The 26,972-nt window shown below is 64.0% G+C and carries 24 protein-coding genes and 1 tRNA gene; 13 read left to right on the top strand and 12 right to left on the bottom strand.

Going from position 1 to position 26,972, the window contains the following annotated elements:
* Positions 1-356 precede the first annotated feature (356 nt).
* From proS to RFM68_RS05825, 4 genes are all read left to right on the top strand, one after another.
* Positions 357-1,685 carry a proline--tRNA ligase gene (gene proS / locus RFM68_RS05840; protein WP_320231758.1) on the top strand — a complete coding sequence of 443 codons (1,329 nt, stop codon included), beginning with the start codon at positions 357-359 and terminating at the stop codon, positions 1,683-1,685.
* Positions 1,682-2,968: a lipoprotein-releasing ABC transporter permease subunit gene (locus RFM68_RS05835; RefSeq protein ID WP_320231757.1), complete on the top strand. Its 1,287-nt coding sequence runs from the start codon at positions 1,682-1,684 to the stop codon at positions 2,966-2,968. The genes proS and RFM68_RS05835 overlap by 4 nt, the downstream gene beginning before the upstream one ends.
* Positions 2,968-3,648: an ABC transporter ATP-binding protein gene (locus RFM68_RS05830; protein WP_320231756.1), complete on the top strand. Its 681-nt coding sequence runs from the start codon at positions 2,968-2,970 to the stop codon at positions 3,646-3,648. Before RFM68_RS05835 ends, RFM68_RS05830 begins: the two co-directional genes overlap by 1 nt.
* 638 nt (positions 3,649-4,286) lie before the next feature.
* Positions 4,287-5,537, top strand: coding sequence for a site-2 protease family protein (locus tag RFM68_RS05825; protein ID WP_320231751.1), 1,251 nt, complete (start codon positions 4,287-4,289; stop codon positions 5,535-5,537).
* A gap of 10 nt (positions 5,538-5,547) precedes the next feature.
* Here the strand turns inward: RFM68_RS05825 and lipB are convergent, their stop codons facing one another.
* Positions 5,548-6,291 (bottom strand): lipoyl(octanoyl) transferase LipB, encoded by a 744-nt coding sequence (gene lipB, locus RFM68_RS05820; RefSeq protein WP_320231749.1) that lies wholly within the window; start codon positions 6,289-6,291, stop codon positions 5,548-5,550.
* Between the two features lie 239 nt (positions 6,292-6,530).
* On the opposite strand from lipB, the gene RFM68_RS05815 reads away from it, so the two are divergent.
* Positions 6,531-6,615, top strand: a tRNA-Leu gene (locus RFM68_RS05815).
* A gap of 153 nt (positions 6,616-6,768) precedes the next feature.
* On the opposite strand, the gene RFM68_RS05810 is transcribed toward RFM68_RS05815, so the two are convergent.
* The 7 genes from RFM68_RS05810 to RFM68_RS05780 form a co-directional block, all read right to left on the bottom strand.
* Positions 6,769-9,447, bottom strand: a complete 2,679-nt coding sequence (locus RFM68_RS05810) for a phosphoenolpyruvate carboxylase (protein WP_320231747.1) — start codon at positions 9,445-9,447, stop codon at positions 6,769-6,771.
* 68 nt (positions 9,448-9,515) lie between these two features.
* The gene (locus RFM68_RS05805; RefSeq protein ID WP_320231746.1) at positions 9,516-10,484 is read right to left on the bottom strand and encodes a 2-hydroxyacid dehydrogenase; all 969 of its coding nucleotides are present in this window, start codon (positions 10,482-10,484) and stop codon (positions 9,516-9,518) included.
* 92 nt (positions 10,485-10,576) lie between these two features.
* Positions 10,577-11,476, bottom strand: a complete 900-nt coding sequence (gene sucD, locus RFM68_RS05800) for a succinate--CoA ligase subunit alpha (RefSeq protein WP_320231744.1) — start codon at positions 11,474-11,476, stop codon at positions 10,577-10,579.
* Positions 11,477-11,489: 13 nt separating this feature from the next.
* Positions 11,490-12,677, bottom strand: a complete 1,188-nt coding sequence (locus tag RFM68_RS05795) for a malate--CoA ligase subunit beta (RefSeq protein ID WP_320231742.1) — start codon at positions 12,675-12,677, stop codon at positions 11,490-11,492.
* 19 nt (positions 12,678-12,696) lie between these two features.
* On the bottom strand, positions 12,697-13,677 hold the full coding sequence (locus RFM68_RS05790) for an HpcH/HpaI aldolase/citrate lyase family protein (protein WP_320231740.1): 981 nt from the start codon (positions 13,675-13,677) through the stop codon (positions 12,697-12,699).
* Positions 13,678-13,688: 11 nt separating this feature from the next.
* Complete coding sequence (locus RFM68_RS05785) at positions 13,689-14,879, bottom strand: aminotransferase class V-fold PLP-dependent enzyme (protein ID WP_320231739.1); 1,191 nt, start codon at positions 14,877-14,879, stop codon at positions 13,689-13,691.
* 122 nt (positions 14,880-15,001) lie between these two features.
* Positions 15,002-15,673, bottom strand: coding sequence for a LuxR C-terminal-related transcriptional regulator (locus RFM68_RS05780; RefSeq protein WP_320231738.1), 672 nt, complete (start codon positions 15,671-15,673; stop codon positions 15,002-15,004).
* A 359-nt stretch (positions 15,674-16,032) separates the two neighbouring features.
* Between RFM68_RS05780 and mgtE the strand changes: the two genes are divergently transcribed.
* Both mgtE and RFM68_RS05770 read left to right on the top strand, forming a co-directional pair.
* Complete coding sequence (mgtE, locus tag RFM68_RS05775; RefSeq protein ID WP_320231737.1) at positions 16,033-17,451, top strand: magnesium transporter; 1,419 nt, start codon at positions 16,033-16,035, stop codon at positions 17,449-17,451.
* 148 nt (positions 17,452-17,599) lie between these two features.
* Positions 17,600-17,986, top strand: coding sequence for a MerR family transcriptional regulator (locus RFM68_RS05770; RefSeq protein ID WP_095815511.1), 387 nt, complete (start codon positions 17,600-17,602; stop codon positions 17,984-17,986).
* A gap of 254 nt (positions 17,987-18,240) precedes the next feature.
* Here RFM68_RS05770 and RFM68_RS05765 read toward each other — a convergent pair whose 3' ends face one another.
* Together RFM68_RS05765 and RFM68_RS05760 are read right to left on the bottom strand one after the other, a co-directional pair.
* Positions 18,241-18,720, bottom strand: a complete 480-nt coding sequence (locus tag RFM68_RS05765) for a methyltransferase family protein (protein WP_320231734.1) — start codon at positions 18,718-18,720, stop codon at positions 18,241-18,243.
* On the bottom strand, positions 18,717-19,685 hold the full coding sequence (locus tag RFM68_RS05760) for a heparan-alpha-glucosaminide N-acetyltransferase (protein ID WP_320231733.1): 969 nt from the start codon (positions 19,683-19,685) through the stop codon (positions 18,717-18,719). Before RFM68_RS05760 ends, RFM68_RS05765 begins: the two co-directional genes overlap by 4 nt.
* Positions 19,686-19,903: 218 nt before the next feature.
* On the opposite strand from RFM68_RS05760, the gene RFM68_RS05755 reads away from it, so the two are divergent.
* Positions 19,904-21,103, top strand: a complete 1,200-nt coding sequence (locus tag RFM68_RS05755) for an MFS transporter (RefSeq protein ID WP_320231732.1) — start codon at positions 19,904-19,906, stop codon at positions 21,101-21,103.
* Positions 21,104-21,154: 51 nt separating this feature from the next.
* On the opposite strand, the gene RFM68_RS05750 is transcribed toward RFM68_RS05755, so the two are convergent.
* Positions 21,155-22,330, bottom strand: a complete 1,176-nt coding sequence (locus tag RFM68_RS05750) for an aromatic ring-hydroxylating oxygenase subunit alpha (RefSeq protein WP_320231730.1) — start codon at positions 22,328-22,330, stop codon at positions 21,155-21,157.
* Between the two features lie 104 nt (positions 22,331-22,434).
* On the opposite strand from RFM68_RS05750, the gene RFM68_RS05745 reads away from it, so the two are divergent.
* The 3 genes from RFM68_RS05745 (at position 22,435) to cobO (ending at position 24,414) form a co-directional block, all read left to right on the top strand.
* Positions 22,435-23,118 carry a gamma-glutamylcyclotransferase gene (locus tag RFM68_RS05745; protein WP_320231729.1) on the top strand — a complete coding sequence of 228 codons (684 nt, stop codon included), beginning with the start codon at positions 22,435-22,437 and terminating at the stop codon, positions 23,116-23,118.
* A gap of 125 nt (positions 23,119-23,243) precedes the next feature.
* Positions 23,244-23,789, top strand: a complete 546-nt coding sequence (gene cobU, locus RFM68_RS05740; RefSeq protein ID WP_320231728.1) for a bifunctional adenosylcobinamide kinase/adenosylcobinamide-phosphate guanylyltransferase — start codon at positions 23,244-23,246, stop codon at positions 23,787-23,789.
* A gap of 1 nt (position 23,790) precedes the next feature.
* Positions 23,791-24,414: a cob(I)yrinic acid a,c-diamide adenosyltransferase gene (gene cobO, locus RFM68_RS05735; protein WP_320231727.1), complete on the top strand. Its 624-nt coding sequence runs from the start codon at positions 23,791-23,793 to the stop codon at positions 24,412-24,414.
* Here the strand turns inward: cobO and cbiB are convergent.
* Positions 24,411-25,400 (bottom strand): adenosylcobinamide-phosphate synthase CbiB, encoded by a 990-nt coding sequence (gene cbiB, locus RFM68_RS05730; protein ID WP_320231726.1) that lies wholly within the window; start codon positions 25,398-25,400, stop codon positions 24,411-24,413. The genes cobO and cbiB overlap by 4 nt on opposite strands.
* On the opposite strand from cbiB, the gene cobD reads away from it, so the two are divergent.
* Both cobD and RFM68_RS05720 read left to right on the top strand, forming a co-directional pair.
* Positions 25,399-26,454 carry a threonine-phosphate decarboxylase CobD gene (cobD, locus tag RFM68_RS05725; protein ID WP_320231846.1) on the top strand — a complete coding sequence of 352 codons (1,056 nt, stop codon included), beginning with the start codon at positions 25,399-25,401 and terminating at the stop codon, positions 26,452-26,454. The two genes, cbiB and cobD, sit on opposite strands and share 2 nt — an antisense overlap.
* On the top strand, positions 26,451-26,960 hold the full coding sequence (locus RFM68_RS05720; protein ID WP_320231725.1) for a tyrosine phosphatase family protein: 510 nt from the start codon (positions 26,451-26,453) through the stop codon (positions 26,958-26,960). Before cobD ends, RFM68_RS05720 begins: the two co-directional genes overlap by 4 nt.
* The last annotated feature ends 12 nt before the right edge of the window (positions 26,961-26,972 follow it).

Genomic DNA, 26,972 nt, shown 5'->3' with positions numbered 1-26,972 from the left:
GCCTAGATCGCATCCTCCCAAGACTTTGACCGCGTAGGAGAGCAGATTTTTCTCCGCCCTCTCGGTTATCGGGGCACACTAGACCAAGGCAGGTGAAAATGTCACGAAGAATTTTGCCTCGAAACAGGCAATATCGTGCTGCACTGCACAATAGTGCGGCAGGGCTTGCTTGTGAATCGATCAAAAAGCCATTTGCGTCAGTTTGCAGCCAAAATAGCCTTTTTGGTAAGGTGCAGAAGGCCCCGATACTTTGGGGCACTCGGGTTCCCATTCCGCCATGAAATGGCTATGAAGCCCGGGCAAGCAGCCCTTTCGCGCCGATTCCCGCGCGTGGTTTTTCATTCACGGACCAGTCCATGCGTTTGTCGCGCTATTTCCTGCCCATTCTCAAAGAAAATCCCCGCGAGGCCGAAATCGTCTCGCACCGGCTGATGCTGCGCGCCGGAATGATCCGCCAGCAGGGGCAGGGCAGCTTTTCGTGGCTGCCGTTGGGCAAGCGCGTGCTGGACAAGGTCTGCCGGATCATCCGCGAAGAACAGGACCGCGCGGGCGCGCTGGAAATCCTGATGCCGACTATCCAGTCGGCGGATCTGTGGCGCGAAAGCGGCCGTTACAACGACTACGGCAAGGAAATGCTGCGCATCAAGGATCGCCAGGACCGCGACATGCTCTACGGTCCGACCAATGAGGAAATGGTCACCGAGATTTTCCGTGCCTACGTGAAGTCCTACAAGGACTTGCCGCTCAACCTCTACCACATCCAGTGGAAGTTCCGCGACGAGGTGCGTCCGCGGTTCGGTGTCATGCGTTCGCGCGAGTTCCTGATGAAGGATGCCTATTCCTTCGACCTCGATTTCGAAGGCGCCAGGGCCGCCTACAACCGCATGTTCGTCTCCTATCTGAGGACATTCACGCGCATGGGACTGCAGGCCATTCCGATGCGCGCCGACACTGGTCCGATCGGCGGCGACCTCAGCCACGAGTTCATCATCCTGGCGGAGACCGGCGAGAGCCAGGTGTTCTGTGACCGCGCTTACCTCGCGCTCGACGTGCCGGGCGCCGGCACCGACTTCTCCAACGACGCCGAGATCGGCGGCATCGTGAAGAAATGGACGACGCCTTACGCCGCCACCGACGAAATGCATGACGAGGCGGCCTGGGAGAAAGTTACCGAAGGCGACCGGCTCTCGGCGCGCGGCATCGAGGTCGGCCATATCTTCCATTTCGGCGAGAAGTATTCGAAGCCGATGAACGCCAAAGTGACCGGCCCCGACGGCAAGGATCACTACGCTTCGGGCGGCTCCTACGGCATCGGTCCGTCGCGGCTGGTCGCGGCGATCATCGAGGCGAGCCACGACGAGAACGGCATCATCTGGCCGGAAGCAGTGGCGCCGTTCGACATTGGCCTGATCAACATGAAGGTCGGCGACGCCGAATGCGACCGGGTCTGCGATGAACTCTATGCGGCGCTGACTTCGGCCGGCAAGGACGTGCTCTATGACGATACCGACCAGCGGCCGGGCGGCAAGTTCGCCACCGCCGACCTGATCGGCCTGCCGTGGCAGGTGATCGTCGGCCCGCGCGGCGTGGCCGCCGGCGAGGTCGAGATCAAGAACCGCAAGTCGGGCGAGCGCGAGACGCTGCCGATGGCCGAGGCCAAGAAGCGCCTGGGTATCGCCGCATGAGCGAAGCGGCGGCAGCAGCCCGATCGCCGGCCGGCGCCTTCTCGGGCTTCGAGCGCATGGTGGCGTGGCGCTATCTGCGCTCGCGTCGCAAGGAAACGGTGATCTCGGTCATCGCCTCGATCTCGTTCCTCGGCATCATGCTCGGCGTCGCGACGCTGATCGTCGTCATGGCGGTGATGAACGGGTTCCGCGCCGAGCTGCTGACCCGCATCCTCGGCGTCAACGGCCACCTCATCGTACAGCCGCTCGATTCGCCGCTGGAGGATTACGCCCAGGTGGCGAGCCGCATCAACGGCGTTTCGGGCGTCAAATACGCGATCCCGCTGATCGACGGCCAGGTGCTGGCGCAAGGCAATGTCGGCGGCGGCAGCGGAGCTTTGGTGCGTGGCATCCGCGGCGAGGATCTCGGCAAGATCTCGATCGTGTCCAGTAACATCAAGGAAGGCACGCTGGACGGCTTCGACACCGGCGAAAGCGTGGCGATCGGCAAGCGCATGGCCGAGAATCTCGGCCTCGTGCTCGGCGACACCATCACGCTGATCTCGCCCGAAGGGGACGTCACGCCGCTCGGCACCACGCCGCGCATGAAGGGTTACAAGGTGGCGGCGATCTTCGAGGTCGGCATGTCTGAATATGACAGCTCGATCGTCTACATGCCGTTTTCGGAAGCGCAGCTCTATTTCAACATGGACGGGCGGGCGCAGACCATCGAGATCTATGTCGACAATCCCGACAATGTCGACGCGCTGAAGCCGCTGGTCGAGCAGGCGGCGCAACGGCCGGTCGATCTCGTCGACTGGCGCCAGCGCAACGAGACTTTCTTCTCGGCCCTGCAGGTCGAGCGCAACGTCATGTTCATGATCCTGACGCTGATCGTGCTGGTGGCGGCGCTCAACATCATTTCGGGCCTCATCATGCTGGTCAAGGACAAGGGCCACGACATCGCCATCCTGCGCACGATGGGCGCCTCGCGCGGCGCGATCCTGCGTATCTTCCTGATGACGGGGGCGGCGATCGGCGTCACCGGGACGATCGCCGGCGTGCTGCTCGGCGTCGTCATCTGCCTCAACATCGAATCGATCCGCCAGTTCTTCTCTTGGATGACGGGCAGGATACTGTTCAATCCCGAGCTCTATTTCCTCAGCCAGCTGCCGGCGAAAATGGACCCGCGCGAGACGACCTATGTCGTGATCATGGCGCTGGCCCTGTCGTTCCTCGCGACGGTGTTCCCGGCCTGGCGGGCGGCACGGCTCGATCCGGTCGAAGCCTTGAGGTACGAGTGATGGCCGAGGCCATTATCGAGTTGAAGGGCGTCGAGCGGCACTATGTCCAGGGGCCGCGCAAGCTCACCATTTTGAACGGCGCCGACTTTTCGCTGCGGCGCGGCGAGATGGTGGCGCTGGTCGCGCCCTCGGGCACCGGCAAGTCCACGCTACTGCATACGGCGGGGCTGCTGGAGCGGCCCGATGCCGGCGACGTGATCCTCAGCGGACGAGCCTGTGGCCGGCTCTCGGACCAGGAACGCACCGCGATCCGCCGCAACGATGTCGGCTTCGTCTACCAGTTCCATCACCTGCTGCCGGAGTTCTCGGCGCTCGAGAACATCATGATGCCGCAGCTGATCAAGGGGCTTTCCTCCAAGGATGCTTCGGAACGGGCGGCGCAGCTTCTCGACTACATGCAGATCGGCAAGCGCGCGCAGCACCGGCCGGCCGAGCTTTCGGGCGGCGAGCAGCAGCGCGTGGCGATCGCGCGCGCGGTTGCCAACGCGCCGCTGGTGCTTCTGGCCGACGAGCCGACCGGCAATCTCGATCCGGTCACCGCTTCCTATGTGTTCGATGCGCTGGAAGCATTGGTCAGGCAGTCGGGGCTCGCGGCGCTGATCGCCACCCACAACCACGAGCTCGCCGGACGCATGGACCGGCGGGTGACGCTGGCCGAGGGCAAGGTGGTGCCGCTGTAACGTGCGCCTCCTAATGTCGTCATCCTAGGGCGAAGCAGGAGCGAAGCTCCGTCGCGAAGACCCTAGGAATCCATGCCGTTACATCTGCCGAAGAACGCAACGCCGCAGAATGGGGGCAGAGAGCCTTGTTCTATATCGTAGCGAAGCATGAATGTCGCGGCATGGATTCTAGGGTCTCCGCTGCGTCGCTTCGCTCCTTGCTCCGCCCTAGAATGACGAAGCGATGGGCGTGTTGGCCAATCGCAAAGGTTGCGGCCTGCCCGCTTCGCGACACCCCGTCAACCTTTCCTTAACCCTGCCGAATTGATCGCCGCGATTTCCGGGTCATGCCGTCGAGCGGTCGTTGACATTCGAACAAAATTAGAACAAAATACGAACATATTAACAACGGAGAGAGTTATGTCTGATCTGGTTCAGGATGTCGTCTCGCTGGTTTGCATGAGCACCTTCCTTGTTTCCATGGCGATCTGGATCGGCGCCATGTGATCAGGCGGCTTGGCCGCTGGTGTGTGGGCGGGCAAAAGGCCCGCCTGTGACCCGGGACGGGCAAGAGCCCGCCCGTTGTTAAGTCTTTCTTGGCCGCGCCGCCGCTAGGCTGCTCCTTCAAGACAGGGAGCCCAAGACTGGGAGCCAAGGCAGTGTCAGTCATCGTCACGGTTACCCTCGTGGCCGGTAATCTCGGACTGATCTTTCTTTTGATGACCGTGCCGCTCGGATTGCGCACGGTGACGGCGAGCCGCGTGATCAAGGCCGACCGCCCACGCCTCTGGCAGGCGCTGTGGCCGTTCGGCAGCGATGCCGGCTGGTCCGGCGAAATCCTCTCCGCCGAGCCCCTGGACGGCGACGGGACGGCGCGCATCAAACTGTCCTGGGAAGGGCGGGACGGTCGGCCGATCGAACGCAAGGCGCGGTTCGAGGATGTGATGGAAGGCAGCCGCTTTTCGATGAAGGTCATCGAGGACACGGCGCTCGATCCGTCATTCTGGGCGAATTATCGCGAGACCGCCGAGCTCGCATCCGAGGGCGGCGCTACGCGGGTCACGCTTACCCAGACGGATCGCTATCGCGGCCTCGCCTTCCTGATCTTCCGCTTCTTCGCCATGCGTCGCGAGCTGCGCAAGCTGGACGTCTGGGCGGCAACCGGCACGTATCGCAAGGGCGGCTGGTTCGAGCATCCGGTGAGCCAGGTCGGCTTCGCCGTGCTCTCCGCCTGCATCCTGTGGCCATTCTTCGGCCTCAACCTCGGCGGCTTCGCGCTGGCCGCGATCCTGACCTCGGTGGTCGCCCTGCACGAGCTCGGTCATATAGCGGCGTTCCGGCTGACGGGCCATCGCCGGGCGCGGATGATCTTCATCCCGCTGCTTGGCGGCATCGCCATCGGAGGCAGGCCCTATGACAGCCGCTTCGAAGTGGCGTTCGTGGCGTTGATGGGCGCGGGCTTTTCCGCCTTCCTGGTGCCGGTGCTGATCGCCGCCAGCGGCCTTGCCGGCAGCGAAGGCCATCGCCTTGCCGCCATGCTTTTGGCCACGCTTGCCGGCTGCGCGTCGCTGTTCAACATCGCCAATCTGGTGCCGGTGTGGAAATTCGACGGCGGCCAGGTGCTGCGCCAGATCTGCCCGGGTCCGGCGGCACTCGCGCTGGCGTCCTTTTTGCTGCTGTCCGCGCTTCTTGCGCTCGGCTGGCGGGCCGGTTTCTCGCCGAGCTTCCTGCTGATCGCGGGCGCGGTGTTCTCGATCCTCAGCCTGATCACCGTGGGCAGCGGCGTGAAGCCGCGTCACGAGCTGAAGCCGATCCAGCCCTTCGACAGGCTGGCCATGGCCGGCGCGCTGCTCGCCGTCTTTGCCATCCATGGCTACGGCATGCTGTGGGCTTCAGCGCAGTTGATGTAGGGGCGGCGGGTCAGCCTGCCTTGCGAGCCGGCTCGGCGGTTGGGGCCGCTGCGGTTCCAAACACATCCTCGAAGGCGGATTTCAGCGCGAGGTCGAGGTCGGCCATGGTGACGGGCAGGCCGAGGTCGACCAGGCTCGTCACGCCGTGGTCAGAGACGCCGCAGGGCACGATGCCGCTGAAATGAGAAAGCTCCGGCTCGACATTGATGGCGATACCGTGAAAGCTCACCCAGCGCCGCAGCCGGATGCCTATTGCCGCGATCTTGTCCTCGGCTGGCGTGCCGTCCGGCATTGCAGGGCGATCCGGCCGCACCACCCAGACGCCGACGCGGTCTTCGCGGCGCTCTCCGCGCACGTTGAAGGCGGCCAGCGTGCCGATGATCCACTGTTCCAGCGCGGCAACGAAGGCGCGGACATCCTCGCGCCGGCGCTTCAGGTCGAGCATGACATAGGCCACACGCTGGCCCGGACCGTGATAGGTGTATTCGCCGCCACGCCCGGCAGCAAAGACCGGGAACCGGTCGGGCTCGATCAGGTCCTCGCTGCGGGCGCTGGTGCCGGCGGTGTAGAGCGGGGGATGCTCGACGAGCCAGACCATCTCGCCTGCGCCGCCGCTGCGAATTGCCTCGGCGCGCGCCTCCATGACTGCCAGCGCATCCGGGTAGGAGGTAAGGCCAGGTTCGATCACCCATTCCACCGGCGCCGAACCGGGGAGAGGCAGGAACGACGTGGCGATCTGGCTGCGTTCTGTCATGGAACTTTCTCGATGTCCCATTCATATGGCGGCAAACGACCGAAACGTCCAGTTCAGTCGGTCCGTCGCGGGTCTGTGGAGCATTGTGCCGGCAGCTTTGTCTGATGCATGTCGTTCTCCCAAAACCGCTACGCACTTTTGGGCGACATGCATGAGCGAATATTCCGCTCAGCGCACTTGTTTCGCCGGAAACGATTTGCTACAGGCCCCGAGCCGGACGGTTCCGGCTCCTACCACGTGCGGTCGTGGCGGAATTGGTAGACGCGCAGCGTTGAGGTCGCTGTGGGGCAACCCGTGGAAGTTCGAGTCTTCTCGACCGCACCATTCTCCCCAAAAGATGTTTCTTGGATGAGCCCGCGAGTCGAAGCGGTTGTTAGCTCGTCGGCTGTCTTTCTGCGGGCCAAAGCAGAAGCGGCGCCAGGTCTTGAGGACCGCGCCGCCGCTTTGAGTTTCCAGCAGGCACTCGGCAAACCCGGCCTATCCCGTCCACCCAAGGCCAGCCGAGATGCAATTGATCGATACGAGCAGGGCGTCGGTCGCCCGCTTCTGATCCGCCATATTTGCCCGGACTTCACGCAGCAGATCGACTTGCAGCCGGTGAATGTCGTCCATCTGCTGGCGCAGATTGTCGAAACGCCGCTTGAACATTGGAAAGCGCGCGGAAAGGTCGCCTCCCGTCAGGCTGCCGATCAGGCGTCGCGTCAACTCGTATTCGGCAGCGATGCGGGCGTGGATTCGCCGCGCAGCATCGCTGTCGGACACCAGGCCGGCGTAGAGCCGCGCGATCTCCATGTCGGACTGATAAAGCGTCTTCTCGGCCTCGTCGACGATCAGGCGGAAGAAGCGCGAGTGCTCGAACATGCGGGCTAGAAGGTCGCGTCCGGCCTCGCCGCGCACCGTGACGAAGGCGCTCAGCGCGCTGCCGATGCCGTACCAGCCGGTCAGCAGGTGACGGTTCTGGCTCCAGGCGAACACCCATGGAATGGCGCGCAGGTCGGCGATGCCGCTGGCGCCGAAGCGACGATCCGGCCGTGAGCCCATTTTCAAGAGCGCCAGTTCCGCGACCGGGCTCGCCTGGTTGAAATAGTCGAGGAAGCCGGGTTCGCCCATCAGCCCGGCATAGGACGCCTGCGACATGCCCGCCAGCGCTTCCAGCGCTTCGTCGAATTCCGGCGTTTCCTTCGGCCCGGCATCGCGGGTCGATCCCACACCATGGGCCAGCACGGCAGCGGCGAGAACCTCGAGCTGGTTGAGGCCGGTGCCGCGATTGGCGAATTTCGACGATACGACCTCGCCCTGTTCGGTCACCCGCATGCTGCCGGCCACAGTGCCCTGCGGCTGTGCCGCGATCGCCCGGCCGGTCGGCGCGCCGCCGCGGCTGACGGAGCCGCCGCGACCGTGAAAGAAACTGATCCTGACCTTGTGCTTGCGCCCGACGGCAGCGAGGCGCTTTTGCGCTTTTGCCAGTTCCCAGTTGGAAGCAAGGAATCCGCCGTCCTTGTTGGAGTCCGAATAGCCAAGCATGATTTCCTGGCGCGTGCCGAAATCCCGCACCGTCCGCCTCACCACCGAAACGCCGAGCAATCCATTCAGGATCCCAGGCGCGGCTTGCAGATCGGCAATGGTCTCGAATAAGGGCACGATCCGCAGCCTGATCGTGCCGCCGCCACCGGGCGCGGTTGAAAGCCTGCAATATTGCGCCAGCAGATAGACCGCGAGCAGATCGTCGGCCGAGCGGGTCATACTGAGAACGAAAGAGCCGACAGCATCGGCATCCGCGCCGGAGACGTGCCTGGCGATGACGGAGAATGTCGAAAGCAGTTCGCCTGCTTCGGGCGAGAGCCGCCCTGCGTCGATCTCCAGCGGCTCGCCCTGGCTGAGGGCCGAGCGGATGCGCGCCGACCATTGCGGCGTGCCGGGGGCGACCGGATCGGCGGGATCTGTCAGCGCAAAGAGCTCGGCCAGCACCCGGTTGACGACCGTGGAGTTCTGCCGGATGTCGAGCGAGACCGTGCGGAAGCCGAAGCTTCCGACCTGCCACAGCAGAGGTTGGACGAAACGCCTGGCGACCGCGCGCCCTCCGATCGCTTCGAGAACTGAAGCTAGCGCGTTCAGATCGGCGCGAAACGCTTCCGCCGAGAGGTAGGCCGCCTGACCGCTGTCGCGCGTGGCGACCAGTCGGGCACACAGGGCCGAAGCGAACTGGCGAAGCGGCTCATCAGGGTTGCGGGCGGCGATCTCGTCAGCCTCTCCGCTTTTGTCGAGCGCCGTCTGCAGCGCCGGCTTGAAGCCGGCCGGCAGGTCGATGACGTTCGAGCTGGCGCTGAGCACCGTCACCAGCCGCTGCACCTGCGTCAGATACCAGCCTATGGCGGTGTTGCGGTATTCGGCCAGGGCATGGGCGGTGACTTCGGCCGTCACATTCGGATTGCCGTCGCGGTCGCCGCCGATCCACGAGGCATAGCGCATGAAGGAGGGAATCCTGATCGGCTCGCCCGGATAGTGACGCTCGAAGGCGCCTTGAAGCTTGCCATAGAGCTGCGGCGTCGCCTCGAAAATGACTTCGCGAAAGAAATACAGACCCCAGGCGATTTCGCGTTCGACCGTCGGGCGCTCCAGCCGCAGCTCGCCCGTCATCCATAGAAGCTCGATCTCGCTTTCCAGATCGGCGACCAAAAGGTCGCGTTCGCGCGGCGCCCAGCGCGGCTGGTCGAGCTCGGTCAGCTTGCGATAGATGCGGCGGTGGATCTCCAGCACCGTGACGCGTTTGGCCTCCGTCGGGTGCGCGGTCATCGTCGGGCCGACGCAAAGCTCGTCGAGCGCCGCCTGGGCTTCCGCCGCCGAGTGGCCGCTCGCCGCCATCTGCGCGACCGCGCTGGCGAAGGACCCGGGCACTTCGTCGACACCCGCGCCCTGTTCGAGTTCGCGGCGCGCCCGCATGGCAAGCAGCTCATCGGCGATCGTCAGCAACTGGAACCACACGCCGGTCGCCTGAAGGGCCGGGATGCGCTGCTCGGCGGCAAGCGAGACAAGCGACCTGCGCCCGCTCAGAACGGCGGCGATCTCGGGCTCGCGCGCGCTTGCGATCTGAAGCAGCAGGCGCAACAAAAGGCTGCGCTCGTCTTCACGAAACTTGATGCGTCTGCTCTGTTCCAAAGCCGCTTCCTCGTTCGCATCGATTGCAACCGCAGCCCGCGCCCCGAATCGAGGGACGGCGTCGGCTGTCAGGCGACCCGATCGGGGACCGGGCGACCCTCGAAGAAGGCGGTCAGGTTCTCCACCACCTTCATGCCCATCGCCACCCGCGTTTCCTCGGTCGCGCTGCCGAGATGCGGCAACAGCACGACGTTCTCCAACCGCTTCAGCGCCTCCGGAACTGCCGGCTCGTCGGCAAAGACGTCGAGACCCGCGCCTGCGATCTCGCGCCTTTCCAGCGCGCCGGTCAGGGCATCCTGGTCGACGACGTCGCCGCGCGCCGTGTTGATCAGGAACGCGCAGCGTTTCATCGACCGCAGGCTTCGAGCATCGATGAGATGACGGTTTTCCGCGCCGCCCGGACAATGCAGCGACACGAAATCGGAGGCCGCCAGCACATCGTCCAAGGTCGGCATCTGCACCGCGCCCATGGCGCGCGTCTCGTCATCATCGACCGGCGAGCGATTGAAGAACACGATCTTCATGCCGAAGCCGAAATGCGCGCGCCTGGCTGTCGCCTTGCCGATGCGCCCCATGCCGACAATGCCCAAGGTCTTGCCCGACACTTTTGCGCCGGCCATGTGGGTCGGCGACCAGCCGCGCCACTCTCCGGCGCGCAGCTGCCGCTCGCCTTCGCCGGTCCGCCGCGCGACAGCCAACATCAGACTGAGCGCGAGGTCGGCGGTGCAATCGGTCAGCACGCCCGGCGTGTTGGTCACCACGATGTCGCGGTCGCGCGCCGCCGCGACATCGATATGGCTGAAGCCGACGCCGAAATTGGCGATGATGCGAGTACGGGCGGCGCCTTCGGGAAACGCTGCAACCGGCAAGCGGTCGCTGACCGTTGCGAGGATCGCGTCGAAATCCGCGAAGGCCGATGCCATTGCGGCAGGGCTCAGCGGCTCATCACTGGCGTTGAGCGTCGTGTCGAAGCGCTCGGCGAGGATCGCTTCGACGGCTGCCGGCCATCTGCGGGTGACAATCAAACGCGGTTTCATCGAATTCCTGCCAATCGAAGGGTCGCCGCCGCGATGCTTGCGCCGACCCCGAAACAGACTTCACATCTACGCGGCCTTCGTTCGGCCGGCTGTCACGCTGCCTTCTTGGTCCGCGCCAGCGTATCGGCCACCACCTCGCCGAACGACGCAGGGGTCGGCACGATGACGACGCCCGCTTCCTTCAGGATCTCGACCTTTTCCTGCGCCGACTCGCCGAAGGCGGAGATGATCGCGCCGGCGTGACCCATGCGTCTTCCCTTCGGGGCGGAAAGGCCGGCGATATAGGCGATTAGCGGCTTACGCATATTGTCGCGCGCCCAGATCGCGGCTTCGGCTTCCTGCGGGCCGCCGATCTCGCCGATCATCACCACGGCGTCGGTGTCCTCGTCGCGCTCGAAGAGCTGCAGGATGTCCTTGAAGGATGAGCCGTTGATCGGATCGCCGCCGATGCCGACGCTGGTCGAGACACCGATGCCGAGCGCCTTCATCTGCGAGGCGGCCTCGTAGCCCAGCGTGCCCGAGCGGCCGACGATGCCGACGCGTCCGGGCAGATAGATGCCGCCGGGCATGATGCCCATCAGCGCCTGTCCCGGCGTGATCACGCCGGCGCAGTTCGGGCCGACGAGCCGCATGCGGTCCTCGAAGCGGTAGCGGCGCATGTAGCGCTTGACCTGCATCATGTCCTGCGAGGGAATGCCGTCGGTGATACAGACGCAGAGTTTTATGCCCGCATCCGCCGCCTCCATGATCGAATCGGCGGCGAAGGGCGGCGGCACGAAGACGATGCTGGCTTCGGCGCGGGTCTCGCGCACGGCGCCCTTGACGGTGTTGAATATAGGCAGGCCGAGATGCGTCTGGCCGCCCTTACCGGGGGTGACGCCGCCGACCAGCTTGGTGCCGTAGCGTTTCATGTCGTCGGCATGGAAGCTGCCGATCTTGCCGGTGAAACCCTGGACGATGACGCGCGTGCTGCGGTTGAGCAGGATTGCCATTTCTCGACCTCCCTCAGGCTGCTTTTTTGTTCTTGGTGGCTTCGCGCCAGGCGGCGACGGCCTTTTCGGCCGCTTCAGCCAGCGTGTCGGCGACGATCACCGCCTCGCCGGAATCGGCCAGGATCTTGCGTCCTTCCTCCACCTTGGTGCCGGAAAGGCGCACCACCAGCGGCACCTCGACGCCGACCTCGCGGATTGCCTTGATGACGCCTTCGGCGACCCAGTCGCAGCGGTTGATGCCGGCGAAGATGTTGACCAGGATGGTCTCGACATTCTTGTCGCCAAGCACGGCACGGAAGGATTTCGCCACCCGCTCGGGCGAGGCGCCGCCGCCGATGTCGAGGAAGTTGGCCGGCTCGCCGCCGGCGATCTTGATCATGTCCATCGTCGCCATGGCGAGGCCAGCGCCGTTGATGATGCAGCCGATATTGCCGTCAAGCCCGACATAGGAGAGACCGCGGTCGCTGGCGAAAGTCTCGCGGGGGTCTTCCTGGCTCTTGTCGCGCAGCTCGGAGATTTCCGGCCGGCGAAACAGCGCGTTCTCGTCGAACGACATTTTTGCGTCGAGCGCGACGAGGCTGCCGTCTCGCGTCACCACCAGCGGATTGATCTCCAGCATCGAGGCGTCGTAGTCGCGGAACACTTGGTAGCAGCCGAGGATGGTTTCCGTCGCCTTGCCGATCAGGTTGCTTTCAAGCCCGAGGCCGAAGGCGATCTCGCGGGCCTGGAAGCCCTGCATGCCGACACCGGGATCGACCACGGCGCGGATGATCGAATCAGGTTTTTTCTCGGAGATATCCTCGATCTCCATGCCGCCGGCGGCCGACGCCACGATCATGACGCGCTCTTCCTTCCGGTCGAGCGCAAAGCCGAGATAGAGCTCCTGCGCGATGTCGACGGCTTCCTCGAGATAAAGGCGCGAGATCAGCTTGCCGCGCGGGCCGGTCTGGTTTGTCACCAGCTTGCGGCCGAGCATGGCTTCGGCGGCGTTGGAGATCTCCTCGTCGTTCGAGCAGAGCTTGATGCCGCCAGCCTTGCCACGCGCGCCGGAGTGAACCTGCGCCTTCAGCACCCATTTCGAGCCGCCGATCTCGCGCGCACGGTAGGTCGCCTGCTCGGGGCTGTAGGCGAGGCCGCCGCGCGGCACATGCACGCCGTGGCGGGCAAGCAGTTCCTTTGCCTGGTATTCGTGGATGTCCATCTTGTCCTCCCGGTAAATCTCAGTGCGTGGCGGCGTGCGGCCCATTAGCCAACAAAGTTTGGCCGGCGCGTTCGATCGCCTCGTTCACCACCAGCACGTTACGCGCCATGCGCTCCGACGCCGCGTCGATCATCTTGCCGTCGAGTGCGGCAGCGCCCTTGCCGAGCGCCTCCGCCTCCTTCAGCACTTCGAGAATGCGTCTGGCGCGCGTGACTTCTTTCTCCGGCGGCGAGAACACGTCGTTGGCCAAGGCGATCTGCGAAGGGTGGATCGCCCATTTGCCCTCGATGCCAAGTGCCGCGGCACGCCTGGCGGCCGCGTTATAGCCTTCGGGATCGGAGAAATCGCCGAACGGCCCGTCGATGGCGCGCAGGCCGTAGGCGCGGCAGGCGACCGTCATGCGCGACAGGGCGAAGTGCCACTGGTCGCCGGGATAATCGGGATTGAGACCGCCGATGTTGACGGTGCGCGCCTTGTTGCTTGCGGCATAATCGGCGACGCCGAAATGCATCGCTTCCAGCCGGCCCGGCGTGGCGGCGATCGCCTCGACATTGGCCATGCCGAGCGCGGTCTCGATCAGCGCTTCGAGGCCGACGCGGGTCTTGAAACCCTTGGCCATCTCGATCTGGTTGACCATGGCCTCGACCATATAAAGATCGGCCGGCACGCCGACCTTCGGCACCAGGATGGTGTCCAGCCGGTCGCCGGCCTGTTCCATGACGTCGACGACGTCGCGGTACATGTAATGGGTGTCGAGGCCATTGATGCGCACCGAGACGGTCTTGCCCTTGGCGCGCCAGTCGATGTCGTTCAGGGCCTGGATGATGTTCTTGCGGGCGCGTTCCTTGTCGGGCGGCGCGACCGCGTCCTCGATGTCGAGGAAGACGAAGTCGGCGGCGCTGTTGGCCGCCTTGTCGATCATCTCCGGGCTGGAGCCGGGCACAGCCAGCTCGCTGCGCTGCAGCCGCAATTTCTTCAAATGATTGATGGTGTGGCTCATGGTCGGCTCCCTCAGGCGGCTTCGGCGACCGGCACGGTGGCCGAGGCGCGGAAATGCTGGATGGCGGCGCCGACGCCGGAGCCCGGCGCCAGCCTGACGCCGCAATCGAGCAACGTCATTTCGGCGGCCGACAACGAGGCCAGCACCATCACCTCGTTCAGCCAGCCGAGATGGCCGATGCGGAAGACCTTGCCGGCCACCTTGTTTAGGCCGCCGCCAAGCGATGTCTGGTAGGTCCCGTAGGCGCGCTTGACGACGTTTGCGCTGTCGATGCCTTCCGGCACCAGGATGGCGCTCACCGTGTCGGAGTGCCATTGCGGTGTCTTGGCGCACAGCTTCAGGCCCCAGGCGTCGACGGCCTTGCGCACGCCTTCGGCCAGCCGATGATGACGGGCGAAGATGTTCTCCAGCCCTTCCTCGGCAATAAGGTCGAGCGAGGCGCGCAGGCCACGCAGCAGCTGTGTCGCCGGCGTGTAGGGGAAATAGCCGGCATCGTTGGTGCGGATCATGTCCTCGAAGGAAAAGTAGCAGTGCCGGTGGGTCGCGACCCGCGAAGCGGCAAGCGCCTTCTTGCTGACCGACAGGAAGCCGAGGCCGGCCGGCAGCATGAAGCCCTTCTGCGAGCCGCTGACGGCGCAGTCGACGCCCCATTCCTCCTGGCGGAAGTCGATCGAGCCGATGGACGAGACGCCGTCGACGAAAAGCAGGGCAGGGTGGTTCGCGGCGTCGAGCGCGGCGCGGCAGCCGGCGACGTCGCTGGTAACGCCAGTCGCGGTCTCGTTCTGGGTGCAGAAGACGGCCTTGATGCGGTGCTCCTTGTCGGCGCGAAGCTTCTCGGCATAGAGCTCGAGCGGGACGCCGGTGCCCCATTCGCAATCGATGACTTCGACTTCGAAGCCGAGGCGCTCGGCCATGTCGACCCACAGATGGGAGAATTGGCCGAAGCGCGACATCAGCACCTTGTCGCCGGGGCTGAGCACATTGGTCATCCCTGCTTCCCAGGCGCCGGTGCCGGAGGAGGGGTAGATGAAGACGCGGCCGGTCTCGTTCTTGAAGACCCGCTTGATATCCTCGAACAGCGGCAGCGTCAGGTTGGGGAAGGAGGCGGCGCGCATGTCTTCCATCGGCAGGTTCATCGCCTGCCGGACCTCTTCCGGAATATTGGTGGGTCCCGGGATGAAAAGATGCGTGAACCCAGCCATGCGCGAAACTCCTCCGATCGTTTTGGATTGTGGAGAGAGTTTCGTTTCGACCAAGCTTCGCAACAACACCTTGCCGGGTAAGTTGTTGGCCCTTGCGGGTGGGATGGTCCTACCCGGTCGGACTACCCGATAGGCGATTTGGACGGGCGGCGTTTCTCGCTCGAATAGAGCGCGACGGCCATGGCGCGGTTGCGGACATCCAACTTGTCGTAGAGATTCTTCAGATGGTACTTCACCGTGTTCTCGGAAATTCCGGTCCGCGTTGCGATCTGCAGGTTGGTCCAGCCGTCGGAAAGCACCGCCAGCAATTCGCGCTCGCGCACGGTGAGGCGGGACAGCGGCGTGTCGTTGACCTTGTTGATGTCGATATAGGGGATGCAGATGCGGCCATGCGCGACAGCCAGGATCGTCTCGAAGATCACCGGCGGATCGTCGAACTGGAAGCAGTAGCCCTGGGCGCCCAGGCGCACGCATTGCTTCAGGATGCCGATGTCATGGTCGTTGGAAAAGACCGTGACGCGCACGTCGAGCTTGCGGTTCTGGACTTCCGTGAGGACGTCGGCGCCATCCATGTCGGCGAGCTTCCAGCCGATGACCGCAACGTCGAATTTCGAAGTGGCGGCCAGTTCCAGGAATTGCGCGCCGCTTTGCACCGCACTAAGCAACTCGAAACGGCCGTCGCATTCCAGCATTTCGCGCAGCGCCGAAACAACGAGCGGATTGCGCTCGGCAACGACAACGCGAACGCGCCGCTCGGCATTTGCCTCGTTCGTCTTTGCGGACTTGATGTTCAAGGGCAGTGTTTGTCCTCGGACCGTTTAGCGATGCGCTGATCCTGCTGGATCATGCATCATGACAATTCTGCCTCAATGGGGAAGGGGTGCTCTTTCCCCAGCGACATGCGCTGTCGCGTCGGCCGAAGCCATTGTCACACCTGCGACGCTGGGTCGTCGGCGGTTCCTGAGCGATAGGATCGCCGCCACATTTCCTTGGCTATTCCGCGTGCTAGAGCGAAATCTTCGCAAGACAAATCCTGTCGCCGCGCTATCTGCCGCAAAGGTCCTGGATTTCTTCGAAAGCGGTTTCCGGTTTTCGGGGGCATGCGCTAGACCTCATTTGACACCCTTCGGGATTCTGATGGCGGGAGGCGCTGGTGGAAGGCCAGGACAGACAGACGACCGGCGCTGCGCCCGCCGAAGAGCACCACGCCGACATCTATGGCGAGGACGGCGCAGTCCGCGCCTCCTTCCTTGCCCGGATCGGCGCGGCGATCGCCGACCGCGACACGATCACCCTCAAGCGCGAAGTCGACGATCTCCACCAGTCGGAACTTGGCGACGTGCTCGAGGCGCTGCATCCCGAACAGCGCCGGGCGCTGGTCGAGTTGCTCGGCTCGGATTTCGACTTCTCCGCGCTGACCGAAGTCGACGAAGCGATCCGCATGGACATCGTCGACAATCTGCCGAACGCGCAGATCGCGCAGGCGGTGCAGGAACTCGATTCCGACGATGCCGTCTACATTCTGGAAGATCTCGACCGGGAGGACCAGGACGAGATCCTGTCGCAGCTGCCGTTCACCGAGCGTATCAGGCTGCGGCGCGCGCTCGATTATCCGGAAGAGACAGCCGGGCGGCGCATGCAGACCGAATTCGTCGCTGTGCCGCCGTTCTGGACGATCGGCCAGACCATCGACTACATGCGCGAGGACAAGGACCTTCCCGAGCGCTTCAGCCAGATCTTCGTCATCGATCCGAGCTTCAAGCTGGTCGGCGCCATCGACCTCGACCAGATCCTGCGCACCAAGCGCTCGGTCAAGGTCGAGGACGTCATGCATGAGACAAGGCATGCCATCCCGGCCACGATGGACCAGGAAGAGGCGGCCCGGGAGTTCGAACAATACAACCTTTTGTCCGCCGCCGTGGTCGACGAGAACGAACGGCTGGTAGGCGTGCTCACCATCGACGACGTGGTCGACGTCATCCAGGAGGAGGCGGAGGAGGACCTTCTGCGCATGGGCGGCGTCGGCGACGAAGAACTGTCCGACACGGTGCTCGCCACCTCGCGCTCGCGCGTGCCCTGGCTGCTGGTCAACCTTTTGACCGCCTTCCTCGCCGCTTCGGTCATAAGCCTGTTCGACCGCACGATCGAGCATATCGTGGCACTTGCGGTGCTGATGCCGATCGTCGCCGGCATGGGCGGCAACGCCGGCTCGCAAACCATGACTGTCACCGTGCGCGCGCTGGCGACCAAGGACCTCGACATCTATAACGCCGCCCGCATCATCCGCCGCGAGCTGGGTGTCGGCTTCATCAACGGCATCGTCTTTGCGGTGCTCATCGGCATGGTTGCCGGCTTCTGGTTCCGCGATCCCAATCTGGGCGGCATCATCGCGGCGGCGATGATCATCAACATGTTCGCGGCCGCACTTGCCGGCATCCTCATTCCGCTGGTGCTCGACCGTCTCAAGATCGATCCGGCAGTGGCTTCAGCCGTCTTCGTCACCACCGTCACCGATGTTGTCGGTTTCTTTGCTTTCCTTGGACTGGCCACCTGGTGGTTCCATATCCCTTAAGCAGCAACCCACAGTTAATTGACTTTTACGTAAATGCCGTGCGAGGCTGCGCCGGGGTCACGTGCCGATTCCGGCGCGGGATGGGTCTAATCGGAGGGAAGGGCGACGCTCCAGGCGGCGAGACCCGGACTAGGGCTTGGGAGCGGGAATGCGGGAATATTATACGATCACCGAGCTGACACGCGAATTCGACGTGTCGACGCGGACGCTGCGTTTTTACGAGGACGAAGGACTGGTGCAGCCCGTGAGGCGCGGCCGCACGCGGCTGTTTCGCCCGTCCGACCGGCATCTCATTCGCCAGATCATGCGGGGGAAAAGGCTCGGTTTCTCGATCAACGAAATCCGCGAGATCATCCAGATGTACAAGGAGCCGCCCGGCGAGGTCGGCCAGCTCAAGCTGATGATCCGGCGTATCGAGGAGAAGCGCGAGGACCTGCGCCAGAAGCGGCGCGACCTGGAGGAGACGCTGGCTGAGCTCGACCAGGCCGAGGAGTCCTGCGTGGAGCGGCTCGCCGAGCTGGGCGTGAATACGTAGGCAGGACTAGCACTGCGAACGGTAGCGGTTGGCTGGAGCCTCCTGAATTTCGTCATCCTAGGGCGGAGCAAGGAGCAATGTGACGCGCGCAGACCCTAGGATCCATGCCGTGACGCTAAGGCATTGCAACGATTGCAGAATTCTGCGCCGTTGCGCTCTATGACGGAGGTCACGGCATGGATCCTCGGGTCAAGCCCGAGGATGACGACGTCCCGAACGCTCAGGCTAATCGCCAGGCCGCTCAGAGAGCAGCCTCAAATCCAGCGCCGCACTCGCTTGGCGTAGTCGCGGTATTTCTTGCCGAACTTCGCCGCCAGGATCTTTTCCTCCTTCTCGATCGCAAGCTTCTGCGTTGCGAAGGCGGCGATGAAGGCGAACAGCAGGAACCAGGCGATGCCGGTGATGAAGGCGACGCCGATCAACAGCAACGTGTTGGCGAGATACATCGGGTTGCGGGTGATGCCGAACGGGCCGGACGTCACCAGATGGTCGGGCTCGGCATTCGGATCGAATGTCGTCTTGGCCCGCATCATGACGCGGATGGCCGTGATCCACAGCATGGCAACGCCGAACAGCGCCACCCAGCCGACGCCGAACAAGAGATCGCCGAAGATGTCGCCGATCCACGGCAACGGGTAGAGCATGCCGAGGACAACGCTGAGCGCGATCGCCACGACATAGATCACCGGCGGCCATGGGATGATCCCGTGCCTGGGCTTTGCGATGCCTGTCATTGCTGCTCTCCCTCCATCTGGTCCTCCGTCGCGGCGGCGCAGGCGTTGCTCAGCTCGACGGCATGTGCATTCTCTGCTTCGCGTGTCGAGTATTGAGCTTTATCACTGGTCAGAGCGCCAATGTAACATCCACAAAAAATCGAGCAGAATTTAACGTCGCGCGTCTGCTCGCATATGGCTTGGCACTGTTTAATTTCAGCCTGGCCCGGCCAGACCTGAGAGTACAGCGACACACCACCGTATAATAGCGGCTGGTGGATCAGGTAGAAGGCAAGACTGTGCCGACCGAGGAATGTCAGCGGCTTCGACCAGTTGCCGGGTGTCCAGGTTCCCAGCCGGGCCAACAGGCCGGCCGCTGCGGCAAACTTCGTCACCGCGATGCCTGCAAGCACTGCACCGAACCAAGGGAACAGAGGCACATAGTCGTCCGAGCGCGGATTGGTGGCGGAGAGACCAATCCACCATAGCGCCGGATGATCGAAGAATTCCGAGCGCAAATAATAAGGCGCCGCGATGACGGCCGCAGCGACGATTGCCGTCAGCAGCGCCGGCAGGCGTAGAAATGGGAGGCCTAGCAGGCTGGCCAGCGCAATCTCGTGCAGAATGCCAAAGAAGATCACGTTGTTTCGATCGGTGAAGAACGTGACTGCGCTAACCGCCAATGCCGCGAGTGCGACCATGACGAAGCGCGTCAAGAAACTTGGCCAGCGAATCTGCCTCCCATGGGCAAGGAACAGGCTAATCCCGACCAGAAAGAGGAAGGTCGAAGCGATGCAGCGGGCATAAATCTTCCAGCCGCCAACCGCGGTCGTGCCGGGTTCGATGTATTGAAAATGGTCCAGATCCCAGGTGAAATGGTAGCTTGCCATGGCAATCAGCGCGATGCCGCGCAAGACGTCGAAGGCGACAATACGGCCTTGCTTCGGTGCGTCCTGAACGGGTTCGCCAGTCGTTTGAAAGCTCATTGATCTCGCAATCCGATTCAGTCCTGCCGAACGACTATCACGGTTCTGCGGGCCAACAGAAGGCAGGGCGCGCCAGGCCGGCATGGTGCGCCGCTTTAGGCCAGTGGCGGAAAGCCTTTGACAGGCTTCGCTTTTCGGCCTGTCGGGGTCGGTTTCCTGCTACTGGCCAGCAGCTGGTCCGGCCAGATTTGACATCCGATTCACGTCCCGGAGGGCCGATGTCCACCCATGTGCGCCATCCGATCTGGCTTCCGGCCTTGCGGCCGGCGGATGCGCGCACCTTCGCCTCGCTCTATGCGGTGGAGTCCTTTGCTCGCGCCACGATCTCCAGCGTCATTCCGATCCAGGCCTACGAAATCCTGCACAACGAGCGGATCGTCTCGATCCTTTACACGATCGTGTCCTTGATGGGCCTATCGGTCACGCTGTTCATGCCGATGCTCATCCGCCGCTTCGCGCGGCGCTGGGTCTACACGGCTGGCTGCCTGATGCTGGCCATCGGCTCCGCCTTCTTCGTCACCCATACGCTGCCCGGGCAGATCGGCGGCATGCTTTGCCGCGTCATGGGAGCGAGCGCGCTGTCGATCACGCTCAACCTCTACATCATGGACCACATCCGCAAGACCGACTTCATGCAGGCGGAATCGCTGCGCATGGCCTGGTCGATGTTTGCCTGGACGGGCGGGCCGACGCTCGGCATCTTCCTCTACACCCATTTCGGCATCTATGCCGCGCATGGCGCGGTCGTGGTATTTGCGCTCGCGCTGCTTTGCCTGTTCTGGTTCTACCGGTTGACCGACAACCAGTCGATCCGGCCCGGCAGGTCGCGCCCCGCCAATCCGCTTGCCAATATCGGCCGCTTCGTCGCCCAGCCGAGGCTCAGGCTTGCCTGGCTGATCGCCTTCGGCCGCTCCTGTTTCTGGACGACGTTCTTCGTCTATGGCCCGCTGTTCATGGTGATCACCGGCCAGGGCGAACTCGCCGGCGGCTTGCTGGTCTCGGCCGGCAATGCGCTGCTGTTCGTGGCGATCTTCTGGGGCAGGGCGGGCCAGCGCTTCGGCGGGCGGCGGGTCATGACCTTCGCCTATTTCGCCATGTCGGCGGTGCTGTTTGCGGCGGGCGGCGTCGGTGAGGCCGCGCCATTGCTCACCGGCGCGCTGCTGCTCTACGGCGCCTTGTTCACCATCGCGCTCGACGCGCTCGGCTCGACCGCCTTCATGCGCTCGGTGCGCTCCTATGAGCGGGCGCAGATGGCGGCGGTCTACCGTACCTATCTCGATTTCTCCGAGCTGACGCCGCCGCTGGTCTATTCGGTGGTGTTGTCCTTCTTCGGCCTTGGCTCGGTGTTCGTCACGCTCGGCATCCTGGCCGCCTTCTGCGGCTTCGTCACCTGGCGCTATCTACCGAAGGCGTTTTGACAGTTAGAGCGAGCATGATCTTTTCCGAAAACCGGTGTCCACTTTTGGGGATCATGCTCGAGGTTGGTACGAAGCGTGGCGCCCGCGCACCCAGTCGTGGAAGCGGTGCAGGTCGTATTCTTCCGGCATCAGCACGCCGGCCTCATGGCGCATCGAGCGCAAACCCTTCTGGTTGATCTCGCAGATCGCGGCGTCTTCCTCGAGCACCTGCGTGCCGAAGGCGACGATGTTGTCGATATCGGTTTCAGCCAGCGCATCCGGCGCGAACAGCCACTCGGCCGTCAACTCGGTCTGCTCGGGGCCGAGCGGGACCAGCCGCATGGTGCGCATGTAATCGACATGGCCGACGATGAACATCGAGGGCAGCGACGTGGCGTAGATCTGACCGGCGGCTCGTTCGGCCGGAGTCAGTCCGGAAAAGACCGGGCCGTGGACATGCCCGTCCTGCGACCAGGTCTCGGCGCCGGCGCGCAGGCGGCCGGAGAACTCCGGATCGTCGTTGTCGGCGTGGCGCGCCCATTCCGGATCGTCATGCCTTGCCATCAGGCCGCGGCCATAGATCGGCACCAGCCGCGACAGGTCCTTGTGGACGCCCGGGCAATGCAGGCATTCGTTGAAGTTCTCCCAGAAAATCTTCCAGTTGCAGTTCATGACCTTGGTGAGCCGGTGGCCGGTGACAAGCGTCTCCAGCGGCCAGTTGGAAAGATGGCCGGAGGCCCTGTCGAAAGAGCTTTCCGCCGAGCCGTCGGGGTCCTCGGAGAGGTTGATGAAGACCAGGCCGCGCCAGACCGAAAGCGCCACGTGGTAGAGCGGATAATCGGCCTTGTCGAAGCCTTCGGGCAGCGATTTCGACGGCACGCGCACGAGATCGCCGCGCAGCGAATAGGACCATGCGTGGTAAGGGCACGTCAGCAGCCTGGCCTTCAGCCGCCCGGCGCTTTCCTGGCAAAGCTGCGAGCCTCGATGCCGGCAGGTGTTGTGGAAGGCGCGTAAGCTCCCGGTCTCGTCGCGCAGCACGACGATCTCTTGGCTGCCGATGCGCAGCATGCGGAAGGCGAGGGGTTCGGCAAGATCGGCCTCGCGGCAGACCATCAGCCAGCTTCGGTACCAGATGGCGTCTAGATCGCGGCGGTACGCATCGGCGTCCCAATACGCCGCCGACGGCAAGGTCTGCTGGAGACTGGTCAGACCGTTATAAGGGTCGCACTCGCTTGGATTGGGCGGCATCGGCTTCTCCCTGGCTGACGACAGCCGACACCCGGGCAAAGGAGTTGTCAATTGCTGCGTCTCCCGCATTGTGGCGGCTGCGCGGGAACCTTAAGGTCGCTCGCATGCTGCCAAGAACCATGTCGCTTACGGAGGAACTAGTCGCCCGCTGCTTTCGCGCGGTCGAGGACACGGGACCCGATCCCGATGCGTCACATCTGGATGACAGCGACTATGAGGCGATGCTCGACGCTTTCGAGGCGCAGCTTCCGGCGACGGAGCCGCTCTGGCTGTTCGGCTACGGCTCGCTGATCTGGAAGCCGGAGATCGAGCATGTCGAGGAACGCGTCGCCGTGGCACGCGGCTGGCACCGTTCCTTCTGCATGAAGATGACGCGCTGGCGCGGCACCAAGGAGAGCCCCGGTCTGATGATGGCGCTGGATCGCGGCGGCCAATGCAAAGGCGTCGCCTTCCGGTTGGTCGGCGACCGAAGGCAGGCGCTGGACAAGCTTTTCCGGCGCGAGATGACATTGAAGCCGACGAGTTATTGGCCGCGTCTGTTGCGGCTTTCGACCGACAAAGGACCACTGCGGGCGCTGGCCTTCGTCATCAACCGCCGGGGCACCACCTATGCCGGCCCGCTCAGCGAGGACGAAGTGGTCGCTAGGCTTGCGACATCCTGCGGCCATTGGGGTTCGGGCGCCGATTATCTCCACAACACGGTGAAGAATCTCGAGCAGCGCGGCATTCATGACGCGCATCTGTGGCGGTTGCAGCAACTCGTCGCCGCCCGGATCGCCGCTTCGTAGCACACCCTGCCGCAATCGCGCCGTGCAGTGGCGGAATTTGGTTTGCCGGTGATTGTGCTTCTGCCTAAAGTCGCGCGCCGTCGGCCTCTGAGCCACGACAAGATTCCAACTGAGGAAAGCAAAGGATGACCGGCGCGACAGCCGCGAGCGGCAATAGAGCTTCCGATGGGAAACTGACCTTCGTCCTGGGCGGCGCGCGATCGGGCAAGAGCACGCATGCCGAGAAGCTGACCATTGCCCATCCATCGCCCTGGGCCTACATCGCCACGGCGCAGGCCTATGACGACGAGATGCTCGAACGCATCGCGCTGCATCGGTCGCGGCGTGGCCAAGGCTGGGTCACCGTCGATGCGCCGCTCGACCTGGTCGGCGCGATCGAGGCCTTGCCGGATCACCAGCCTGTGCTGATCGATTGCCTGACGCTGTGGCTCACCAATCAGATGCTGGCGGAGCATGATGTCGAGGCCGAATGTCGGCGGCTGTCGGACGTGCTGTCGCGACCGCGCGGGCCGTGGTTCGTGGTCTCGAACGAAGTCGGCCTTGGCATCGTACCGGACAATGCGCTGGCGCGCCGGTTCCGCGACGCCGCCGGCCGGCTCAACCAGCAGGTCGCGGCCGCTGCCGATAATGTGCTGATGATGGTGGCGGGACTGCCGCTCAAGGTGAAATGACATGAATGAAGACAAGACCAGCGACGACAAGGACGCCGAACGCCATCGCGCCAAGATGGCGAAGCGCAAGGCGGTGCAGGATGCCGAGGTGGCCGGCAAGACGATCGAGAAGGGGCTGCTGATCGTCAACACCGGGCCCGGCAAAGGCAAGACCACGGCCGCCTTCGGCCTGGCGCTGAGGATGCTGGGCTATGGCAAGCGCGTCGGCGTCGTCCAGTTCATCAAGGGCAAATGGCATACGGGCGAAAAGGACGCTTTCGCTGCTTTCGGCGATCGCGTGGTCTGGCATGCGATGGGCGAAGGGTTCACCTGGGAGACCCAGGACCTGAAGCGCGACATCGCCGCCGCCGAAGCAGCCTGGGCCAAGGCGCTCGAGCTGATAGCCGATCCGTCGATCAGCCTCGTGGTGCTCGACGAGCTCAACATCGCGCTGCGCTACGACTATCTCGACCTGGAAAAAGTAGTCGCGGCGCTCAAGGCGCGCCGGGACGATCTGCATGTCATCGTCACCGGCCGCAACGCCAAGCCGCTGCTCGTTGAGGCTGCCGATCTCGTCACCGAAATGGGGCTGACCAAGCATCATTTCTCGGCCGGGGTGAAAGCGCAGCAGGGAATCGAATTTTAGCCGCTGATCAAAATGGTCAGATAGATCACCGCCGCCGAGAGGGCCGCGAACAGGCCGAGCAGCAGCCAGTCTGCCATCCGGTAGAGTTTCAGCGCCTGGCGGATGTCGGTGCTTTCGGCCTCGCGGCGGCCGCCTTCGCCCATGAAGGCGTCCTCGACGACCTCGCCGCCATAGCTGCGCGGTCCGGCGAGCGACAGCCCGAGTGCGCCGGCCATCGCGGCTTCCGGCCAGCCGGCATTGGGCGAGCGATGTTTCCTGGCATCGCGCCGCATGACTTGCCAGGCGCCGCGCGGATCGACGCCCGGGACAAGAAAGGCCGCCAGCACGATCAGCAGGCCGGTCAGACGCGACGCGGGCAGGTTGATCAAATCGTCGAAGCGGGCGGCCGCCCGGCCGAAGGCCTCATATTGCGGCGTGCGGTGGCCGATCATCGAATCGGCGGTGTTGGCGGCCTTGTAGGCAGCACCCCCGGCCAGCCCACCGATGCCGGTCCAGAAGGCGGGCGCGACGATGCCATCGGAGAAATTCTCGGCCAGGCTTTCGATCGCGGCGCGCGCAACGCCTGCCTTATCGAGCTTTTCCGGGTCGCGACCGACAATGCGCGAAACGGCGATGCGGCCGAGCGTCAGGCCGCCGGTCTCCAGCGCGTCGGCCACATGCTCGACATGCTCGGCGAGGCTTTTCTGCGATAAAAACGTGGAGCCGAGTATGGCCGCGACGACCAGGCCTGTGGGAAAGATCAGCCAAAGCAAGACGTGCAGGGCCAGTCCGATCAAGGCCGGCACCAGAATGATGACCAGCAGCGCCCGCACCCCCTGGCGGCGACGCAATTCGTCGGAATCGGTCGCGCGGTTGAGCCGGCGATCGAGAAAGGATATCAGGCTGCCGATCCAGGTGACGGGATGGCCGATAGCGCGAAACAGCCAGTCCGGATAACCGAGGGTACGTTCAACGATGAGCGACAGGAAAGCGATCAAGATCGACATGAAGCTTCTTGGCGGTGCGATTGCAGCGGTGGATCATGGCGGCAGCCTTGGCCGCGCAAGCGCGCTTTTTCCTCATGCGCCACAGCCATTCGTTGACCTCTCGACTGGTATCAATCCGCACTCCTATCCGCTTTTCGAATTGCCCGCCACCGCCCTGTCACGATTGCCGGAGGCAGGACAACTGCGCGAATTGGCCGAAATTGCGGCTTTGGCCTATGGCGCGCCGTCGGCGGCGCATGTGGCGGCAGCGCCCGGCACGCAGATTCTGCTGCCGCGCGTCGCTTCGCTGGTGCCGCCCGGCAAGGCGCTGGTGCTCGGCCCGACCTATGCCGAACACGCCCGGGCCGCTGCGATCGCCGGCCATGCGGCTGCCGAAGTCAGCGATTTCGACGCGCTGGTCGAGGCCGACCTTGCGGTGCTGGTCAATCCCAACAACCCGGATGGGCGGATAATCGAAAAGGCTCGCCTGCTCGACCTCGCCGCGCGGCTTCGCGCCAAGGGCGGCTTGCTCGTCGTCGACGAGGCCTTCATGGATGTCGATCCGATCGAGCAAAGCCTGGCCGGCGATGTCGGGGAGGGCGGCATCGTCGTGCTGCGCTCGTTCGGCAAGTTTTTCGGCCTCGCCGGCGTGAGGCTCGGCTTTGCGCTGGCGGATGCGCTGACGGCCGAGCGGCTGGATGCGCAACTGGGGCCTTGGGCAGTGGCCGGCCCGGCGCTCGAATATGGCATCCGCGCTTTGTCGGATGTTGAATGGCAGGCCGATATGCGGCAACGCCTGGCGCAAGATACCGGGCGGCTCGACGCGCTGCTTGGCCGATTCGATGTTCCGGTCGCCGGCGGCACCGGCCTGTTCCGCTATTTGTCATTTCCAGAGGCCCCAAGCCTGTTTTCGACACTTGGCTCGAGCGGCGTGCTGGTCCGTCATTTCGCCGATCGGCCGCAGGTCTTGCGCATCGGGCTGCCGGGCAGCGAGGCGGAATGGCAGCGTTTGGAAGGCGCGCTTGCCGGCTGGGCAGCTCAGCGCGAGGATGCGCCGAAGGAGTTCGGACGATGATCCATGTCTGTTCGCTGTCGAAAGTCGACGAAACCGTAGCAAGGACCGGTGCACAGCGGTTGCTTTCGCTGCTTGCCGTCGGCACGGAAGTGATCCGTCCCGCGTCTATCCGGGCGGAAAATCATCTACACCTCGTCATGCACGATATTGCCGTCGCGCAGGATGGCATGACGATGCCCGGCGAGGAGCATGTGCGGGCGCTGCTCGATTTCGGCTATCGCTGGGACAGGGCAAAGCCACTTGTCGTGCATTGCTATGCCGGCGTCAGCCGTTCGACCGCTTCGGCTTACATTATCGCCGCGGCATTGGCGCCCAAGCGCGACGAAATGGAACTCGCCAAGACGCTGCGCTTTCTTTCACCGACGGCGACGCCCAATCCAAGGCTGATCGCGGTTGCAGACAGTCTGCTCGGGCGGGACGGCCGCATGATCGCGGCAATCGAGGCGATCGGACGTGGCGCCGACGCCTTCGAAGGCACGCCTTTCGAGCTTACCATTGAAAGTTGAGCGATCGCTTTC

This window comes from Mesorhizobium montanum (genome assembly GCF_033977145.1).
Lineage (GTDB): Bacteria > Pseudomonadota > Alphaproteobacteria > Rhizobiales > Rhizobiaceae > Mesorhizobium > Mesorhizobium montanum.
The sequence above is the reverse complement of the archived record's forward strand: the minus strand, read 5'-3'. Positions and strand labels throughout refer to the sequence as shown.

Excerpts from the sequence above, each read along its gene's own strand:
- proS (WP_320231758.1), top strand. The coding sequence starts at position 357 with ATGCGTTTGTCGCGCTATTTCCTGCCCATTCTCAAAGAAAATCCCCGC.
- RFM68_RS05835 (WP_320231757.1), top strand. The coding sequence starts at position 1,682 with ATGAGCGAAGCGGCGGCAGCAGCCCGATCGCCGGCCGGCGCCTTCTCG.
- RFM68_RS05830 (WP_320231756.1), top strand. The coding sequence starts at position 2,968 with ATGGCCGAGGCCATTATCGAGTTGAAGGGCGTCGAGCGGCACTATGTC.
- lipB (WP_320231749.1), bottom strand. The coding sequence starts at position 6,291 with ATGACAGAACGCAGCCAGATCGCCACGTCGTTCCTGCCTCTCCCCGGT.
- RFM68_RS05805 (WP_320231746.1), bottom strand. The coding sequence starts at position 10,484 with ATGAAACCGCGTTTGATTGTCACCCGCAGATGGCCGGCAGCCGTCGAA.
- sucD (WP_320231744.1), bottom strand. The coding sequence starts at position 11,476 with ATGGCAATCCTGCTCAACCGCAGCACGCGCGTCATCGTCCAGGGTTTC.
- RFM68_RS05795 (WP_320231742.1), bottom strand. The coding sequence starts at position 12,677 with ATGGACATCCACGAATACCAGGCAAAGGAACTGCTTGCCCGCCACGGC.
- RFM68_RS05790 (WP_320231740.1), bottom strand. The coding sequence starts at position 13,677 with ATGAGCCACACCATCAATCATTTGAAGAAATTGCGGCTGCAGCGCAGC.
- RFM68_RS05785 (WP_320231739.1), bottom strand. The coding sequence starts at position 14,879 with ATGGCTGGGTTCACGCATCTTTTCATCCCGGGACCCACCAATATTCCG.
- RFM68_RS05770 (WP_095815511.1), top strand. The coding sequence starts at position 17,600 with ATGCGGGAATATTATACGATCACCGAGCTGACACGCGAATTCGACGTG.
- RFM68_RS05765 (WP_320231734.1), bottom strand. The coding sequence starts at position 18,720 with ATGACAGGCATCGCAAAGCCCAGGCACGGGATCATCCCATGGCCGCCG.
- RFM68_RS05760 (WP_320231733.1), bottom strand. The coding sequence starts at position 19,685 with ATGAGCTTTCAAACGACTGGCGAACCCGTTCAGGACGCACCGAAGCAA.
- RFM68_RS05755 (WP_320231732.1), top strand. The coding sequence starts at position 19,904 with ATGTCCACCCATGTGCGCCATCCGATCTGGCTTCCGGCCTTGCGGCCG.
- RFM68_RS05750 (WP_320231730.1), bottom strand. The coding sequence starts at position 22,330 with ATGCCGCCCAATCCAAGCGAGTGCGACCCTTATAACGGTCTGACCAGT.
- RFM68_RS05745 (WP_320231729.1), top strand. The coding sequence starts at position 22,435 with ATGCTGCCAAGAACCATGTCGCTTACGGAGGAACTAGTCGCCCGCTGC.
- cobU (WP_320231728.1), top strand. The coding sequence starts at position 23,244 with ATGACCGGCGCGACAGCCGCGAGCGGCAATAGAGCTTCCGATGGGAAA.
- cobO (WP_320231727.1), top strand. The coding sequence starts at position 23,791 with ATGAATGAAGACAAGACCAGCGACGACAAGGACGCCGAACGCCATCGC.
- cobD (WP_320231846.1), top strand. The coding sequence starts at position 25,399 with ATGAAGCTTCTTGGCGGTGCGATTGCAGCGGTGGATCATGGCGGCAGC.
- cbiB (WP_320231726.1), bottom strand. The coding sequence starts at position 25,400 with ATGTCGATCTTGATCGCTTTCCTGTCGCTCATCGTTGAACGTACCCTC.
- RFM68_RS05720 (WP_320231725.1), top strand. The coding sequence starts at position 26,451 with ATGATCCATGTCTGTTCGCTGTCGAAAGTCGACGAAACCGTAGCAAGG.